Source organism: Legionella nigrisilvae (genome assembly GCF_977063395.2).
On the sequence record NZ_CDRUGZ020000011.1, the window covers coordinates 1064432 to 1081616 of the forward strand.

Below are 17185 nucleotides of genomic sequence, written 5' to 3' on the forward strand. Positions count from 1 at the left end.
GATTATACCAAAACTCTAAATAAATTGGTATCTTTATTGAACAAATTTGGAGTGACTACGTGGCTTAAGATATCCCCTTGTTCAAGGTAATAATATTTCCAGTATTCAGCTTCCGCTGTTTTTATGTTTCGACAAGGTATCTGTGCTGAAGGGGGTATACGCATCAATAAAAAACGTTTATCACCCGCATACACACGCTGAATTAGAATCATTTTGGAAAACAACTCAGGTGAAACATCGGGCGTATAATAGGGTTTAATTACTAAATAATTTTCTCGTCCATTGTCCAGCAATCGGCAAAGTTCTTTATTATTCAGAGCAGATCTCACTCGACCTCCTGAGTAAAATTGAGCGGAAAATTCAGTTTTGAAACTCCAATAAATTAGATAGCTTCCAGCTTCAGGATGTTGCTTTAACCAGGAAGCAACTACCAATTTTTCCGTTTTGGATATTGCTTCTGGCATTGCATTAAATAAAAAAGTCGCCCCCAGAAAGAGTACTCCGACCAGTACAGAGAGGCCTGTAATAAGCTGTCTGGCTCTGGTGATGGCACCAACGCGATCCCAATATGTAACAAAAAACACTGAAAAAGCAGGAAGGCTTGGAAAAATATAGGTGTAAATAATGTTTCGAGAAAAAGTAAAAAAGAGTATTGGAACGACGGTGCATAGAAAAAAATAACTCAACCAACCATCGTTATCGACAAATACTTTGCGTGCATTATGTTTGTATTTAATAAACCATGCAGCGCCAAGCACACACCAAGGTAAACTACCAATGACAGCATATACCCAAATCATTCCCCAAGCTTGCTGGTGGGCAAAACCATACTTATCACCGACCCATCCTGGTTTTAAAAATCGATTGAAATTCTCGCCAATAATAAAATAATTTAAAAATCCCGGCGTTCTTATTTCTGCCCAAATGTACCAAGGAAGAGCGATAGCAAGCATGAGTAATATGCCCTTTATCCAAGGCAAGCGCTTCCATAAATTACGCCACTGCTTTCGTAATAAAACCCAAAAAAATATTGGCATGCCTGATAAAACAATCGCAACAGGGCCTTTTGCTAACAAACCTAACCCCAGTCCTACAAAAAAAATATAAGACCAAAGTTTGCTGTCATCCACCACCGCTCGCCAAAACGCGATCTCGACCAAAGTAATGCAAAGAACTAAAGATGGATCAGTCATTACAGTTCCTGCATCAAGGAAAAAATACAATGTTCCCGCAAGTATTATTGTTGTGACCATAGCAATTACATGACCACTATGCCTTTTAACCACATACCAAATAAGCCATATCGTAATCAAAGATAACAATAAACCGGGTAAGCGAACCGCAAACTCATTAACCCCAAAAAGTTTCATCGAAAAAGCTGATAACCAAGTAGACAACGGCGGCTTCGCCCAAAAAGGAACGCCATAATCGTGGAGAGGCGTGACCCAATTCCCGGTTTCCAACATCTTGCGTGCAATTTCTGCATAACGTGCTTCGGAGACATCATTCAAAGGAATAAAACATATAGAAATTATTCGACAGACCAGAAGAAAGACTAATGCAAATTGGGCATTATAAAAAAATTGGTGTTGCAACTGTTTTTCGTTTTCAATATTCAAAACAGATCCTCATTAAAAATCTTCTCTCTTGCATGTAGGCAAAATCTATAAATCTGAAGTTTCGCTGGCTTTATCAAGTTGCATTGATAAAGCATTCAATAAAAAATGACAGAAATATTACCCTTTATTTTAATTAATACAATTTTTTTATGTTCATTAATAAAAAACATCCTCATTTTAATTGTAATTAGCGATATAAGGTAATGAATTTTATATGTTTTTAGTAAAAGACTGAAATTGTATAATGAAAATACATGACGAGCGGTTTACTTTAGTTTACACTGAGGCCTTGTAAGAAGATCTTACATATATCCATTGGACATTTGGAGACTAACATGACGTTTGTATTAAAGGAACTAAGTGAATTAAGAAAACATTTTGATGATACCGTTGATATTTTCTTAAAACGTGAAAATAAAGGAAAAATTGAAGACCTTAATAGCAACCCTCAAAGAAAATATGAACTACAATACCTTTCTGCAATACTTTCTCAAATCGAAGAACAAGCAGAACCCTTTCTAGATACCATAAAAGAATACGAAAAGAAGAAATCAGTAGAAAAAGAAAAGTTCTCTCCATCTACAGAAGACATTCAAAAAAAAGACAAAGCTCTTGAGAATGTAACAAATCTAACAAATGCTTTTTATGGCGCAATGTTAACGACAATCCAAGACATCGAAAACAACCGTAGAAGTATTGACTCACCCGGTTTACTGAGTGCTTGCCTTAAGGATGCAGTTGGAATTAGTGAGGAAGCCAAAGCAGAAGACAAGCCTGACATATATCAAGTTTCTAAATTCTATACCGCGATAAACGGGTTCCTAAATCAGGTTTTTCAAGGGCATGATTCGCGTAATGGATTTACAAAAAACCATATGTTAACAGCTATCCCAACCGAAAGCTTAGACAAATTCATTCAAACATCCTATGAACTTGAAAAAGACGCCCAAAAAGCAATCGTTGCTTCTTTTACTAATGATGCGGAAACAAATGCTGAAATCAGTAGATACAAAGCAATTAAAAAATCGCCTGCCTCTGCAACCGATCGATTTGTTGGTTGGGATAAACTCAATAAAGCTCTTGATGAATTAATCAAAGATGAACTTGCGGACAAAAATGTTTCTAAGATTGAAAAGTTAAAATCATCAGAGCGAATTGCTCAACTTCGCTTTCTGAACGCAATAAGAGAAACATTAAAACATTCAGAAATTAATGAATCTGAAAAAGTAGCTATTTTAGCTGGATCCATGCATCTAGTTCATAAACAAATCCTAAAAGAATATTCCTCTTCATACCTTACGAGCCCAGAACAATCCATTATCTTCAATGGATTAAGTAAAATTCTTGGTGTAGATGAAGTAAAACCCCGAGATGTTGAGACCTTGGTTACCTCTGCAACTCAATTTATGCAATTTATGACAGTAGCTCCGAAAAATAATGGTAAGAAGGCAATTCGTAGCAGCCATATGTTTTCAGCAATTGCAGACTTTAATCTAAAAGGAGCGTTTAATTTACTCATCGATATGATCTTTGAGTGCCGCATGGCCTCCTTGAAAATTGCCGTCGAGGAATTTAAAAAAGAAACCAAAAAAGAAATCAAAAAAGAACCTAAAGAATCTAAAGGATATTTAGGCAGTTTCTCTTCTGCATTCAATAAAACATTCTTTGGAAGTAAAGCCACAGAGGAAGAGGACAGTGATGAGGAACTAGAACATACACCAGCTACGGTAGGTCAGAGCAAAAACGGTTAGTGTTTAATCTTCACGCTTTTTAACCTACTCTTTAGGATAAGATGACTAATTTGGTCATCTTATCTATATTTTTGTAAACAACCCGTCTCTAATAAGCCATTTAGGCTAATTTTTTGTTACAATGTCGGTTTCCCTATTTGTTTGTACCTTGCATCTAATGAAAATTAAATTATTTATTAAAGAAATATCATTTATTCTGTTGTTTTTAATAGCGAGTCAGAGTACCAGTTTTGCATTTGGTCATCGCATTGCTAAGGACTCCGCTAATAATGTGAGTATCTTAGATTCCGAGGATCAATCACAAGAAAATTACGATAAAAATAAAGAGTCCCCTAAAAAATCTTTTTCCCCCAAAAAAATAGTCTCCATCACCATCGATGATTTACCTTTTGTTGGCGAATATCGAAATTTTCATTTAAACATGATGATTGAAACCATGACTAAAGAACAAATTCCTGCGACTGGATTTATTATTGCCAGTGAAGTACGTAAAAATAATTGGGAAATACTGCATAAATTCCGCGATGCTGGGTTTGGTTTAGGTAATCACACCCTGACGCATGCTAATTTAAATAAAATGGATACCCAAGAATACATTGAGGAAATTCGAGGTGCGGACAAGATATTACATCCTGTTTTAACGAAACCTAAATATTTTCGTTATCCTTACTTGGCGATGAGCTCTGGACAAAAAAAAGAAGAAATACTCTGTTATCTTGCCCGAAAGAATTACCAAGTTGCCCCAATTACTATTGATTCCAAAGATTTTGTTTTTAATCAACGCTTGTTATCAGTTCCTGAAGTGAATCGACGCACCTATTTAGATGAGTTGAAGCCTTTTTATCTTGATTTTATTTGGCAACAAACACTTCGTGCTGAGGAACACAATGAATTTCATCAAAATACCGAGCAAGCACAAATTTTATTAATTCATGCAAATTTACTTAATGCTTATGTTTTGCCTGATATTATAAATTTGTATAAACGAAATGGTTATGATTTTGTGAATTTAGAAGATGCATTAAAAACATTTAAAAATCAAATTCAATGCAATAAACCTCATGTTTTTGCGCAGAACAAAAATAGGCATCGGCAATACAAGGTAGCAAGTGCGGAAATCGAGAAATTTATCGAATGGGATTAAAGCAGTCACTATTAGGCTCACTTGTAAAAGGATAGTAATAAGGATGTACAAAGTAAATCCAATGCGAAGAAAAGGATTCACCTTGATTGAATTAATGATGACCCTATTTGTTATAGCCACCCTTTCTGCAATCGCCTACCCTTGCTACCTTCATTTCTTGCTTAAAAGGCATCGTTCCGATGCCATCTCCACACTTATACAAGCTCAATTCACTCTGGAACGATGTTATGCCGAACATTTTTCTTATAATGTTCTTTGCAGCCCATTACTTTCATTTCCGCAAACATCGACTCAAGGCTTTTACCGTATTCGCATAGCTAAGTTAGGAACCACTACTTATACTTTGACAGCAACACCCATAGGTTATCAAACTAAGGATGCGACTTGTGCGAGTTTGAGTATCGATCAATCTAATATAAAAACAGCTGTAGACTCAACAGGAGCCGTACAACCTAGTTGTTGGAATCCAAGCTGATTTAAACTGAACTATCCATAATCTAAATTAAAAGTGTTCTTCATATCTGTACGGCCATAGTAAAAATTTACTTTACAAACAAAACCCTCTTCTCTACTATTCCGTTTAACGGACGGTCCAACTTAAAATGAAATGGAAATTTTTTGCTTTTTCACAGGCATACTTTACCTGTATACGTTCAATCGTACTTTGCCTCTAATTAGCCTACTCTTTTTGTTCCTCAGTCCAAAGTACTCCTTGATTCTCTTTTTTATTCTAGGGGTGTTAGTCGCATACTTGCATCAATTGCTTACTGTACCTAGAGGGATGCCCAATAGTCCAGTAATACCTAAAGTAATAATTCAAGGAACAATTGCATCTATTCCTAACCAAGATTTCTCTAAGACACAATTTCTATTTGCACTTGAGCAATATGATCAGCATCCAGCCCAAGGATTAATTCAATTGGCCTGGTATAACAATGCTCCTGAAATACACGTAGGGCAACGATGGCAGTTTAACGCCAAGTTAAAAAAACCCCGAAATTATCTTAATCCAGGAAGCGCCGATTATGTCGGCACACTAAATACAAGACATATTCATTGGACGGGCTATATTCTCTCTAAGAACAATCACTTACTCTCAAAATCTCCTTCTCATTTTAATTGGCTTCAAGTACGTGAACATCTTGGCAATAAACTCAACCAATTGGCACCGAATCAATTTACTGCAGGAATTTTTGAAGCATTAACTTTAAATTTGACCAACCATATTAGCCCACAAAGTTGGGATCTATTTAGACGTACAGGAACCACCCATTTATTTGGAATTTCAGGAGAACATATTGCATTAATATCTGGAATGATTTATTGGCTGATTCGATGGCTATGGTCTCAAAGCGCCTTCTGCTGTTTGTATATTCCAGCCCCCTATATTGCTAGTGTTAGCGGGCTCCTGGGGGCTTTATTATATGCTTTCTTAGCAGGATTTGCCCCCCCAGTACAAAGAGCACTCATCGGCTGTTTTTTTTATACCTTCTATCGTTTAGGAAAACAGCGTTTTTCAGCCTGGCAAATATGGAGATATGCTCTTTTTGGGGTTTTATGTCTCGAACCACACGCGGTATTCATGCAAGGTTTTTATTTTTCTTTTTTGGCTGTCGCGTGTTTGCTTTTAACTCAACAACGTTGGAGGTTAAAAGGATATAAAGGAAGTTTAGCCTTACAATTAAGCTGCTTAATTGGACTCATGCCGTTAACCCTATACTGGTATTCGTATGGTTCCATTAATGGTTTTATTGCGAATTTATTTGCTATTCCTCTAGTTGGTTTTTTAATCGTACCCATAGCACTAATAACGATGGCTCTCAGTTCATGCAATATTGCCGTCCTCTTAATGAAGCCCTTATCATTTCTGATTGCACTGTTATTCAACGGATTAAGCCTCATCGAACATCTAGAATTTGTTAATATTAATTATTCGGTCCATAGCATTGAATGGGTCATTCTCTTGATGGGCGCTTTACTGATGTGGATTTTATTACCCACTAAACGCCTCCAATGGCTTGCGTTACTCTGGGCGCTCCTTCCATTTTTTCCATTCCGAACTGTATTATCTCCAGGAGAAGCAGTAATTGATATTTTGGATGTAGGTCAAGGTTTGGCCGTTGCGATAAGAAGCCAACATCATGTGTTGATCTATGATACTGGAGATCTGTTTTTTCAAGGCAATGATCTAGGGAATATGGTGATCTTACCTTACCTTAAAACCTTAGGGATAAAAAAAATTGATGCCGTGGTCATTAGTCATCCAGATAAAGATCACCGTGGAGGACTCAAATCTCTTGAAAAAGGAATGCACATAGAGCAACTATTAGTCAATGAACCTCGTTATTACGGTCATGGTGAATCATGCCATGATTATCCACAGTGGACGTGGGATGGTATTCATTTTATTTTTTTTCCAATCAACCATCATTTTAAGAATAAAAACAATAATTCATGTATCCTGCAAGTAAGCACTAAAGCGGGAAAGATATTGTTAACCGGTGATATTGAAAAAGAAGCCGAAGATTATTTAATAAAAACATACCAAGAACAACTGGCTTCTGATGTGTTAATTGTTCCTCATCACGGTAGTAAAACCTCGTCTTCTTATCGATTCTTGCTCGAAGTTACCCCCCGCTATGCTATAGCCTCATTAGGTTTTGATAATCGTTTTCACTTTCCTCATGCTAAAACTTTGGCCACTATGGACTCATTAAAAATTCCTTTTTATAGAACAGATCAGTGCGGTATGACCCGAGTAAATTTACCATCTCAGGGAAAAATAGAAAAACCTGTGTGTTTTAGCGGCAATAGTTTGTAGGTCTATCAAGGAACAGGTGTTTCACTAAACTAAACACAAGCTATAATAGTGGTGGCGTTATGTATAACCGCAATGAGGAATTCCTCAAGACTTAGCATGAGTAACAAATAATGAGATTTTCATCCTAAATTTCTGAAAATTGAATGGTCGTGGATAATTGATAAATTCTGTCTTAAATTCGATGCCTGAATTTCGGTCGCACATTTTTTAAAAAAAGCTATAGTAACTATTGAAACAACTGATTTGAGCATTACATGTTAACTGATACAGAAAAAAAAGAATATTACCAGGCCTTACTTACTAAAAACTCCAAATATGAAGGTCAATTTTATGTTGGAGTAAAATCAACTGGAATATTTTGTCGGCCTACTTGTCCTGCAAAAAAACCAAAATTTGAAAACTGTGAATTTTTTCGCACAATTCAAGAAGCACTTCTAGCTTCATATAGACCGTGTATGCGTTGCCAGCCACTGTCCTATCCTAATCAGGCTTCACATTTAATTCAAAAATTGGTTGCTGCTGTAGAAGCCAATCCTGAAAAGAGATGGAAAGACAGCGATTTTGCCGCGTTAGGAGTTGATACATCAACTGCACGCAGGCAATTTAAAAAACGCTTCGGCATGACTTTTGTTGCTTACGCACGTGCAAGAAGAATGGGTATAGCCATGAAACAAATTCGTGCGGGTACAGTGGTGATTGAAACACAACTAAATGTTGGATATGAATCCAGTAGTGGTTTTCGCGATGCTTTTTCTAAAATCATGGGAGCGGCACCTTCGCAGTTAGCAAAACATCTCAGTGTTTTAAAGGCCTCCTGGTTCGATTCACCTCTTGGACCAATGATTGGAGTAGCTGATGATGAAGCTTTATATCTTTTGGAGTTCGTAGATAGAAGAGGCTTAGAGCGTGAGGTAGAACGACTAAGAAATAAAATGAAGGCAGCTATTATTCCCGGAGATACAGCGCCACTTCGATCGATTGAAAAAGAACTCAAAGCTTATTTTTCAGGAACGCTAAAAAAATTTAACACTCCAATCCAAATGCAAGGTACACCTTTTCAAAAAATGGCTTGGCATGCTTTAACACTAATTCCTTATGGGGAAACGAGAAGTTATGCGGAACAAGCCCAAACCTTAGGTAAACCCACTGCCTACAGAGCAGTTGCTAATGCTAATGGTGCAAATTCGCTTTCAATTATTATTCCTTGTCATCGTATCATTAATACCAGTGGAAACCTGGGTGGGTATGGTGGAGGGACTTTACGCAAACAATGGCTCCTTGAGCACGAACAGAAAAATAAATGATTGCTCAAAAGAATATTATCCTGGGTGAAGGATAACGAAACCTGGGTTTAATATTTTTCAAATTAACCGATTTGTTAAACTTCACCCACAATTAGAACTTTCTTCTATATGCATGCTTTGAACAGAAGTACTTCCCATATATACTCAATTTATTCCTAAATTTAGGCATATTTCCACTTAATCATTTTCTGATGATGAAAATAACTAGAGTAAAAATGTCATTGATCTCTTTAGACATTTGTAACTATTATTTACATTTCCTTAACCATTCATCGTCTATTAATATAGATTCGCGAATCAGAGTTAAGTGTCCCTCTCTTTATTTCAAAAATCCGATATAAGTTCAAGGGTAATAATAACGCATGCAGAACAAAAATCGGATAAAGAGTACTACCAAGTGCATACATAATAAAGGCTACATTGGAGCAAATTGCGATGAGACGTAATGTCAAAATCCTTTTGACATAGAACGTCGCCAACACCAAGCAACAGGCAATATAGCCAACAATTTCGATCGTTGATTCCATTTCAACTCCCACTTCCAATCCATTCATATTCAACATACACCTAGTATGCCAGACTCGCAAGTGGTCTTAATATTGTAATTTAGCTAAAACAAAACGAAACCTGTTTAAAAAGTTAGCAAGAGAACAATTGATTTTGATTTCGTTTTTGTCTTTATCTTCAACTAGAGAGGTAATGATGTCGCAGAGGAAGGAAGTGTTGGTATGTAAATTCGATCGTTAACAAAACTAATTGCTTCTCGTTCAAAAGTTATTTTAATTGCAGAGAGCACTTCATCACGCACTGTAGCTAAATCGCTTTTTGACCAATACAACACTTTAAGTTCAACACCGCCTCTATCAATCATCTGAGATAACAAAATTTGAGGTTTAGGTGTGGGTAAAATATGACTGCATTCCTCACAAATTTTATGGAGTAAGGACTTAATATTATTGACATCATGTACCGCATCAATTCTTAGTATGATCTCATCTCGTTTTTGAGGAAATATACTCAAGTTGGTAATTTCTGATTTAATTAACCCCTCGTTGGGAATTCGAATTAATCGATTGTCATTGGTTTTGATTTTAGTGGATAACCAGTCAATAGTTTCTACTGTTCCTTTAGTCTCTTTAATGGAGATCACGTCCCCTACTTTAAATGGGCGTTCAAATAACAGAAACACGCCACTAATAAGATTGGATGCGGCCGTTTGGGAAGCAAAGCTTAAAGCTACCGTAAATAAACCCGCAGTACCTAGTAATAAAGTTAATTTAAATCCCATCTCATGCAATGCTGAAATCGAAAACAGCAAAAAAAAGCCGTAATAAATCACCCGACTTGATAACATTGCGAGGTGTTTTGAAAATCGATTTTCAATTATTTTTTCCACCCAGTGGCTGATTTTTTTTGCAACAAAATAACCAAAAAAGAGTAAAAACGTAGCAAAAGCAATATGTTCCCAATTTAGATGCTTCAAATATTCTATTGTGTTATTCATAAGAAACTCATGTTAAATGGAAAACAATCAAAAATAGTACCAATTTTTACCAATAGATACTATCCTTTTATCAATTTGCGGCGTCTATATACGACTAAAAACTTTGTATGTTTTTTAAAATAAAAAAACCCACATGACTTATTGTGGGTTAAATTAATAGTTTATAGTTTTAATAGCACGATTCTTGTAACCAACAATGTCCATATTGATTACATACGCGAACGGTTTGACATGAAGGATAGTAATAATCGTTATAGTAAGGAACCCCAATAACAACGCCAGTACCCCAGCCGCCATAACCACCGTTCCAACCATTATGGTAGTAACCACCGTGCCAACCTCCTCCGTGCCAGCCTCCTCCGTGCCAGCCTCCTCCGTGCCAGCCGCCTCCACCGCCATGCCAGCCTCCACCGTGCCACCCACCACCAGCAGAACTCATTCCAGCAGCAAATAAGCCTAGAGCAAAAATCCCAATGCATATGATTTTACTCATAATAGTTCTGCTCATAATCATTCCCCGTTTCTCAACTCCATAAGTTTAATTATAGCTCAAGTACGCTTTAATAATAGTATCTCTGTCGATTTTTTGGCGACTTGAAATTGCATTTGAAATACATCTAATAAAAAGAAATAATAAGCTCTTATTTACAATTTAGGGTGTTGAATGCAACTCACTCAATTTACTGATTACTCGCTACGTGCTTTAATTTATATCGCACTCAAACAAAATACATGCACCATTAATGACATCGCCTCGGCTTATGCCATTTCACATAACCATTTAATAAAAATAATTCATAATTTATCAAAAATGGGAATTATTAAAACAATTAGAGGGAAAAATGGCGGGATTATTATGGCTGAAAATCCTGCAGAGATTAATTTAAAAACTCTTGTTTTAAAACTAGAGCCACACTTTGATTTAGTCCCATGTTTTAATCAAGATAAAGCAAATTGTTGCATTGCACCTACATGTAAATTACGAAAAATTCTTCTGGAAGCACAAAAAGCTTTTTTTGAAGTTTTAGAACAATTTAGTTTAGAAGATATTATTCAAAATAAAATTGAGCTCTACCCATTACTCAAGCTTCCCCCTCAAGAAGAAAGGCATGATGCATGAAATAAAGATCAAAAGAATTTATGAAGAACCTGATTCATCAGATGGATACAGAATATTGGTTGATAGATTATGGCCTCGCGGAGTAAACAAAGAGAAGGCTGCTATAGACTTATGGTTAAAAGAAATTGCCCCAAGTAACGAGCTACGTCAATGGTTTCACCATCAACCTGAAAAATGGCAAGAATTTAAAAAACGCTACACGGGTGAGCTGGCTGAAAAGCAAGAGCAACTTACCAAGATCACGAGGGAAGCAGAACACCAAACTGTAACTTTGTTATACAGCTCTAAAAACGAAAAGTTTAATAATGCAATCGCTTTACTTGAGTTAATTAATAAAATAAAGAAATAATAAAATTTGGTACTAATTTAAAGTTGTATTTAAAATGAAACTTAAGTATCATTATCCCAATTTATATCAGCAGATAGTGACATGACTGAGCTGAATAAAACCCATATTGAAAAGCTTGTGACCCATTTTTACCAAAAAGTGCAAAAAGATGAGGTCCTTGGCCCCATCTTTAATGATGTGGCACACGTTGATTGGGATGAACACATTACCCTACTGTGTCAATTTTGGAATAGCATCATGTTGAAAACCAATGAGTATCATGGCAATGCCTATCAAAAACATGTCCTATTAAAACAAGTCACTCCTATTACAGAAGCACATTTTGTTCGTTGGCTGGATTTATTCCAGAAAGAAGCGGCACACCATTTGCCCAGGGAAAAGGCAGAAGAACTTGTTCACAAAGCTTCATTAATCGCAGAATCTTTAAAATTTGGAATACTGAGTCAAGAAACGAGGGTTAAAGAACATGCTTAAGCCCTTGACTCGTGATATTCTTATCACCGTGATTATTAAATTTAGTCTATTGATTTTATTATGGTTAATTTGCTTTAAAAACGTGGAAAAACCACATCAAAGCAATGAACAATGGCTATTAGGAACAATTCAAGCAAAAGAATATCTTCCTTATGAAAAAAAATAAATTAGGGAATTCCTTAGCATTTTATAAGACAAAATAGGGAATCTAAAGATTTTATCAATAAGTACATGACATGTGAGGTGAGTAATGATTCCTGGTAGTGATCTGGTCGATCTATCCCGTTTACAGTTTGCTCTAACAGCACTTTATCATTTTCTTTTTGTTCCACTCACACTGGGGTTGTCGTTACTTTTAGCCATTATGGAAACTATTTTTGTAATGACTGGTCGTGATATTTGGCGACAAATGGTCAAATATTGGGGGATTCTCTTCGGTATCAATTTTGTACTGGGTGTAGCTACCGGATTGACTATGGAATTTCAGTTTGGAACAAATTGGGCCTACTATTCCCATTATGTGGGCGATGTGTTCGGTGCTCCACTGGCGATTGAAGGTCTAATGGCTTTCTTTTTAGAAGCCACTTTTGTCGGTTTGTTCTTTTTCGGCTGGGATAGGTTAAGTCGATTCCAACATATGTTTTGTACCTGGTTACTTGCTTTAGGGACAAATCTTTCAGCATTATGGATTTTGATTGCTAATGGCTGGATGCAAAACCCTGTGGGAGCGGAATTTAATTTCCATACCATGCGCATGGAAGTCACCGATTTTGTTGCTGTAATGTTTAATCCGGTTGCCCAAGCCAAATTTGTTCATACTATCAGTGCTGGCTACGTTACAGGCTCCATTTTTGTATTATCCATCAGTGCATATTTCCTATTACGAGGCAGAAATATAAACTTTGCCAAACGTTCAATCACTGTAGCTGCAAGTTTTGGACTTGCATCCGCTTTAGCAGTAGTTGTGTTAGGCGATGAAAGCGGTTATCTGGATAATCAAAACCAAAAAATGAAATTCGCAACCATCGAAGCCATGTGGCATACGGAAAAGGCCCCAGCTGGTCTTACGGTTTTTGGTATTCCTAATGAAGAAACAATGACCACTGATTACGCAATAACCATCCCTTATGCATTAGGATTAATCGCAACACGAACCTTCTCGGAACCCCTGGAAGGTATTTCAGAATTGATTGAACAAGGAAAAGAACGGATCAAAGAAGGAATGCTTGCTTATGAAGCATTAACTCGATTACAAAAAAATCCTAATGACGAACAAGCAAAAGCAGATTTTACCGCACACAATAAATATTTAGGCTATGGTCTGCTCTTGAAAAAATATACGGAACAAGTTGTTGACGCAACTGAAGATCAAATTAATCAAGCCGCACATGATCTGAAGCCGCGAGTCGCTCCTTTATTTTTCTCCTTCCGTATTATGGTCGCCTGTGGATTCTTTTTCATTCTTTTATTTGCAGTAGGCTTCTACTTATCTATGAGACGTAAATTACATACTACCCGTTGGTATTTACGTATGGCATTTTATTCCTTGCCATTACCTTGGATTGCAGCAGAGCTAGGTTGGGTCGTTGCGGAATACGGACGGCAACCTTGGGCAGTCCAGGATATATTACCTACTGCTATGGGTACATCTACATTAAGTAATGCTCAAGTATTGACCTCAATAACTGGTTTTATTCTCTTTTATTCAATTCTTGCCGTCGTTGAAATTTTCTTGATGGTTAAGTACATCCGTCTTGGCCCTGATAATATGGCTCACTAGGAGATTCAATTATGCCTTTGGATTATGAAACATTACGAATCATATGGTGGATTTTGCTCGGTTTATTACTGATTGGTTTTGCAGTCATGGATGGTTTTGACCTGGGTGTGGCAATGTGGCTACCCTGGATTGCAAAAACAGATACTGAGCGACGTATTTTAATTAACAGCATCGGTGCGACTTGGGAAGGAAATCAAGTCTGGTTTATTTTAGGGGGTGGTGCGATATTCGCTGCCTGGCCAATCTTATATGCACTCTCTTTCTCAGGTTTTTATTTGGCGATGCTGTTGGTATTATTGGCCCTTATCTTGCGTCCAGTTGGCTTTAAGTACCGTTCAAAATTAACTAATCCTCAATGGCGTTCATTCTGGGACTATGCTTTGTTTGTCGGTGGTTTTGTCCCTGCATTGATCTTTGGGGTTGCTGTGGGCAATGTTTTGCAAGGCGTTCCTTTTTATTTTGATGAATCTTTACGACCATTTTATACCGGTAGTTTCTTTGGTTTATTGAATCCTTTTGCTCTATTATGTGGAGTACTCTCTGTACTGATGCTTGCCATGCATGGTGCTTTTTTTCTCAACCTAAGAACAGAGGGATATTTACAACAGCGAGCTCGAAATGCAGGGAAAATATCTGCTCTATTGTCCTTCTTAATCTTTATTGGTGCAGGAATTTGGCTTCATTATGGTATTGATGGTTATAGTTTGACCAGCGCTTTAGCTCATGATGGTCCCTCAAACCCACATTACAAAACAGTTATCCGAGAAGCTGATGCATGGTTTTCTAATTATCGTAGTTTTCCCATAACCTTACTCGCTCCAGGAGTTGGAGTTATTGCAGCTTTATTAACATTTATTGCCGCAAAACATGTTAAAACGGCTTTTATTTGCAGTGCTCTTTCTGTTGTAGGAATTATCACCACGGTAGGTGTAAGTATGTTTCCATTCATACTCCCCTCTTCCTCAAATCCCGGACAAAGTTTGTTAGTTTGGGATAGTTCTTCCAGTCAATTAACTCTGTTTATTATGTTAGCAGCTACGGTTATTTTCCTACCCATTATTTTGCTTTATACCGCTTGGGTTTATCGTGTATTACGTGGAAAAATAACAGAGCAAACACTTATTAAAAATGCGGATACGGCTTATTAGGAGGTATATTATGTGGTATTTTTCCTGGATTTTAGGTACTGGTCTTGCTTGTTGTTTCGCCATTTTAAACGCTATGTGGCTTGAACTTGATGATTCAACTAATGAGCTCATGTAGTATAATCTATGACCCGAGAATTTTTTATTCTCGGGCTATACTCAGCTAGTTATAACTATAATCCCACCCACCGGATAAATTCATTATTCGCATGTAAATTAACGGTTGAACTTCCCTCAAAATAAACGGTGAAGCTATTTGCAAGTTCGTTTTCTTTGGATAAACCCCCATTAATTCTAACTTCTTTGATTTTACCTAAATTGACGATTTGCATTTGTGTTTCATAATAACCGCCTCGGACTATTTTTAGCACCGGAATAACAAAATGGATGGCATTTAAACTCTCACTTTGACCTGTTGCACTATCGGCCTTATTATTGGCCAAATAATAAAGTTCTGTTGCATTCAAAGCTATGTATTCTGCATTGTTAATTTGACGTCTTAACATTCGGGTTAATGGCGCAGTAGTATGAAATACCCGTTCATAAGTATCTGCTGAAATAACCGCTACAGGTTTACTTTCAGCGTTCTTACTGCCTTTATATCCACTTCCTACAAATAAAATCGCATCGCGATGTTCATTAGGAGCAGAAGCAGGTACTTGTATCGTTGAATCATTCGTATGCTGAGATGCAGCCGTTTTATCACAATTTAAAAATTTTGATTTGGCAAACCATGCATCACTCGGATAGTAAATAACCAATAATGATTTATCTTTTATCGTATTAATAATTCCATTAGATATCGCTAAAGGAAGTGCAGGACACCCCCAACTTCGTCCAGGTCGTCCGTATCTTTTAATAAACCCTTCTTCTACATACCAACCAGAATGCATTACAACAGACCGACCTGATGCATTATCATTAAAACTACGATCCAACCCATCCAACCGTAATGAGAGACCATCACGACCATAATAAGCTTGTTGAGTTTGATAAACCCCAATACTGCTTGCTTTGCTGTTAAATTTATTTGAAAAGAAATTGGTCAATAATGAGCCTGATTTGATACCATGGGATACATAAGTATAATACAATAACTTTCTTGCTTTTAAATCAAACACCCAGAAACGCTTCTCATTGGAAGGCAATGAATAATCAATAATGGTTAAAATATTATTGTGCACCACATTATATGAGGTAGCACACTTAAGGGTAGTGAGGACTTTGTTAACCACTAAGGGATTTAAATTAGGCGCTTCACGAGTTAACAATGATTTAATATCATTTAAGTAGAGATCGTTAATTTGCTCGATACCTGGAAACGGTGCTATTTCACTAATGAAACGGGCATCATCCTTCATAGTACGTATCTGAGGAAGCTCCAAAGGAAGTTGCGGAAAATAGCTTATAGTTACTGCTAAAAATAATAGCAGAAGAGCGCTCATGATTTGTCCTTATTGTTATTTGTTCAAATCCTGTATTTTAATATAGCTCAAATTTTTCATTTCAACTGATATTAATGAACGTTAAGTGATTTGTTCTTATACAATTTGAATTCATTGATGAGGTTGAGCATTCCAGCTCAACCTAAATAGATTACATGGCTTTATTAGGTGTTGCGGAAGTGTTTTCTTCATGGGGCTCATATTTGTAACAAATACTTGTCACTGCGTTGGTCGCATGCAATAAAACATTTCCTACAGTAACGGGAAGCGAATTTGCAGTGCAACCTGATGTAGCTCCTGCATAAGCGGTACCCAAACCTGTAAAATTAAGAGCAGCATTACCTATGCTGGACAACGGATTATCATTGCTACTGAAAGTAACTACATTAATCGCCAGCATTACCATCTGAAAACCATTTTCCCAAGCTGTGTCAGGATTGGACAATAAATTATAAGCAGCCACCGATAAACCAATTACATTTGCAGCTTGCATGGCGGCTCGCCATTTATTTTCCTTATTAAAAAAACCGAACATTTAATCCTCCTTAATGCAGTTAATTCTGATCGAACTTTAAACATTAAGTTTTTAAAAATCAAGCACCTTATAAAACAGGTTGTCAGAGAAATTGGTCAGGAACGTCATAGTTAAAAAATTAGTCGTTTAATTCTCAGAAATTTCATTCTCCTAAATCAATTGATCCTTTAGTGCATATGCATTATGTTTGTCTT

18 protein-coding genes are annotated in these 17185 nt (G+C 36.7%); 12 read left to right on the plus strand and 6 right to left on the minus strand.

Annotation, left to right across the window (positions count from 1 at the left end; genetic code table 11):
* Positions 1-2 precede the first annotated feature (2 nt).
* Positions 3-1619 carry an ArnT family glycosyltransferase gene (locus ACWTE2_RS04785; RefSeq protein ID WP_454784369.1) on the minus strand — a complete coding sequence of 539 codons (1617 nt, stop codon included), beginning with the start codon at positions 1617-1619 and terminating at the stop codon, positions 3-5.
* A gap of 335 nt (positions 1620-1954) precedes the next feature.
* Between ACWTE2_RS04785 and ACWTE2_RS04790 the strand changes: the two genes are divergently transcribed.
* The 5 genes from ACWTE2_RS04790 (at position 1955) to ACWTE2_RS04810 (ending at position 8639) form a co-directional block, all read left to right on the plus strand.
* Positions 1955-3370, plus strand: coding sequence for a hypothetical protein (locus tag ACWTE2_RS04790; protein ID WP_454784370.1), 1416 nt, complete (start codon positions 1955-1957; stop codon positions 3368-3370).
* Between the two features lie 157 nt (positions 3371-3527).
* Positions 3528-4514, plus strand: a complete 987-nt coding sequence (locus ACWTE2_RS04795; RefSeq protein WP_454784371.1) for a polysaccharide deacetylase family protein — start codon at positions 3528-3530, stop codon at positions 4512-4514.
* 43 nt (positions 4515-4557) lie between these two features.
* Positions 4558-4989: a type IV pilin protein gene (locus ACWTE2_RS04800; protein ID WP_454784372.1), complete on the plus strand. Its 432-nt coding sequence runs from the start codon at positions 4558-4560 to the stop codon at positions 4987-4989.
* 132 nt (positions 4990-5121) lie between these two features.
* Positions 5122-7335, plus strand: a complete 2214-nt coding sequence (locus ACWTE2_RS04805; RefSeq protein WP_454784373.1) for a DNA internalization-related competence protein ComEC/Rec2 — start codon at positions 5122-5124, stop codon at positions 7333-7335.
* Positions 7336-7589: 254 nt separating this feature from the next.
* Positions 7590-8639, plus strand: coding sequence for a bifunctional transcriptional activator/DNA repair enzyme AdaA (locus ACWTE2_RS04810; RefSeq protein WP_454784374.1), 1050 nt, complete (start codon positions 7590-7592; stop codon positions 8637-8639).
* 269 nt (positions 8640-8908) lie between these two features.
* On the opposite strand, the gene ACWTE2_RS04815 is transcribed toward ACWTE2_RS04810, so the two are convergent.
* The 3 genes from ACWTE2_RS04815 to ACWTE2_RS04825 form a co-directional block, all read right to left on the minus strand.
* The gene (locus tag ACWTE2_RS04815) at positions 8909-9166 is read right to left on the minus strand and encodes a hypothetical protein (protein ID WP_182391362.1); all 258 of its coding nucleotides are present in this window, start codon (positions 9164-9166) and stop codon (positions 8909-8911) included.
* A gap of 161 nt (positions 9167-9327) precedes the next feature.
* The gene (locus ACWTE2_RS04820) at positions 9328-10143 is read right to left on the minus strand and encodes a mechanosensitive ion channel family protein (RefSeq protein ID WP_454784375.1); all 816 of its coding nucleotides are present in this window, start codon (positions 10141-10143) and stop codon (positions 9328-9330) included.
* 169 nt (positions 10144-10312) lie between these two features.
* A complete protein-coding gene (locus tag ACWTE2_RS04825; RefSeq protein WP_454784376.1) occupies positions 10313-10651 on the minus strand; it encodes a hypothetical protein in 339 nt (112 codons plus the stop codon).
* 156 nt (positions 10652-10807) lie between these two features.
* Between ACWTE2_RS04825 and ACWTE2_RS04830 the strand changes: the two genes are divergently transcribed.
* The 7 genes from ACWTE2_RS04830 (at position 10808) to cydX (ending at position 15129) form a co-directional block, all read left to right on the plus strand.
* Entirely contained in the window at positions 10808-11263 is a 456-nt protein-coding gene (locus ACWTE2_RS04830) for an Rrf2 family transcriptional regulator (RefSeq protein WP_454784377.1), read from the plus strand.
* Positions 11253-11612, plus strand: a complete 360-nt coding sequence (locus tag ACWTE2_RS04835; RefSeq protein WP_454784378.1) for a DUF488 domain-containing protein — start codon at positions 11253-11255, stop codon at positions 11610-11612. The genes ACWTE2_RS04830 and ACWTE2_RS04835 overlap by 11 nt, the downstream gene beginning before the upstream one ends.
* A gap of 81 nt (positions 11613-11693) precedes the next feature.
* Entirely contained in the window at positions 11694-12086 is a 393-nt protein-coding gene (locus ACWTE2_RS04840; RefSeq protein ID WP_454784379.1) for a group III truncated hemoglobin, read from the plus strand.
* Positions 12079-12252, plus strand: a complete 174-nt coding sequence (cydP, locus tag ACWTE2_RS04845) for a cytochrome oxidase putative small subunit CydP (protein ID WP_182391367.1) — start codon at positions 12079-12081, stop codon at positions 12250-12252. Before ACWTE2_RS04840 ends, cydP begins: the two co-directional genes overlap by 8 nt.
* Before the next feature lie 84 nt (positions 12253-12336).
* Complete coding sequence (locus tag ACWTE2_RS04850) at positions 12337-13866, plus strand: cytochrome ubiquinol oxidase subunit I (protein WP_182391368.1); 1530 nt, start codon at positions 12337-12339, stop codon at positions 13864-13866.
* A gap of 11 nt (positions 13867-13877) precedes the next feature.
* The gene (gene cydB / locus ACWTE2_RS04855) at positions 13878-15014 is read left to right on the plus strand and encodes a cytochrome d ubiquinol oxidase subunit II (RefSeq protein WP_454784380.1); all 1137 of its coding nucleotides are present in this window, start codon (positions 13878-13880) and stop codon (positions 15012-15014) included.
* Between the two features lie 7 nt (positions 15015-15021).
* Positions 15022-15129 carry a cytochrome bd-I oxidase subunit CydX gene (gene cydX / locus ACWTE2_RS04860; RefSeq protein ID WP_454782069.1) on the plus strand — a complete coding sequence of 36 codons (108 nt, stop codon included), beginning with the start codon at positions 15022-15024 and terminating at the stop codon, positions 15127-15129.
* 55 nt (positions 15130-15184) lie between these two features.
* Here the strand turns inward: cydX and ACWTE2_RS04865 are convergent, their stop codons facing one another.
* Together ACWTE2_RS04865 and ACWTE2_RS04870 are read right to left on the minus strand one after the other, a co-directional pair.
* The gene (locus tag ACWTE2_RS04865) at positions 15185-16456 is read right to left on the minus strand and encodes a murein L,D-transpeptidase catalytic domain family protein (RefSeq protein ID WP_454784381.1); all 1272 of its coding nucleotides are present in this window, start codon (positions 16454-16456) and stop codon (positions 15185-15187) included.
* 151 nt (positions 16457-16607) lie between these two features.
* On the minus strand, positions 16608-16991 hold the full coding sequence (locus ACWTE2_RS04870; protein ID WP_454784382.1) for a hypothetical protein: 384 nt from the start codon (positions 16989-16991) through the stop codon (positions 16608-16610).
* Positions 16992-17185 lie beyond the last annotated feature (194 nt).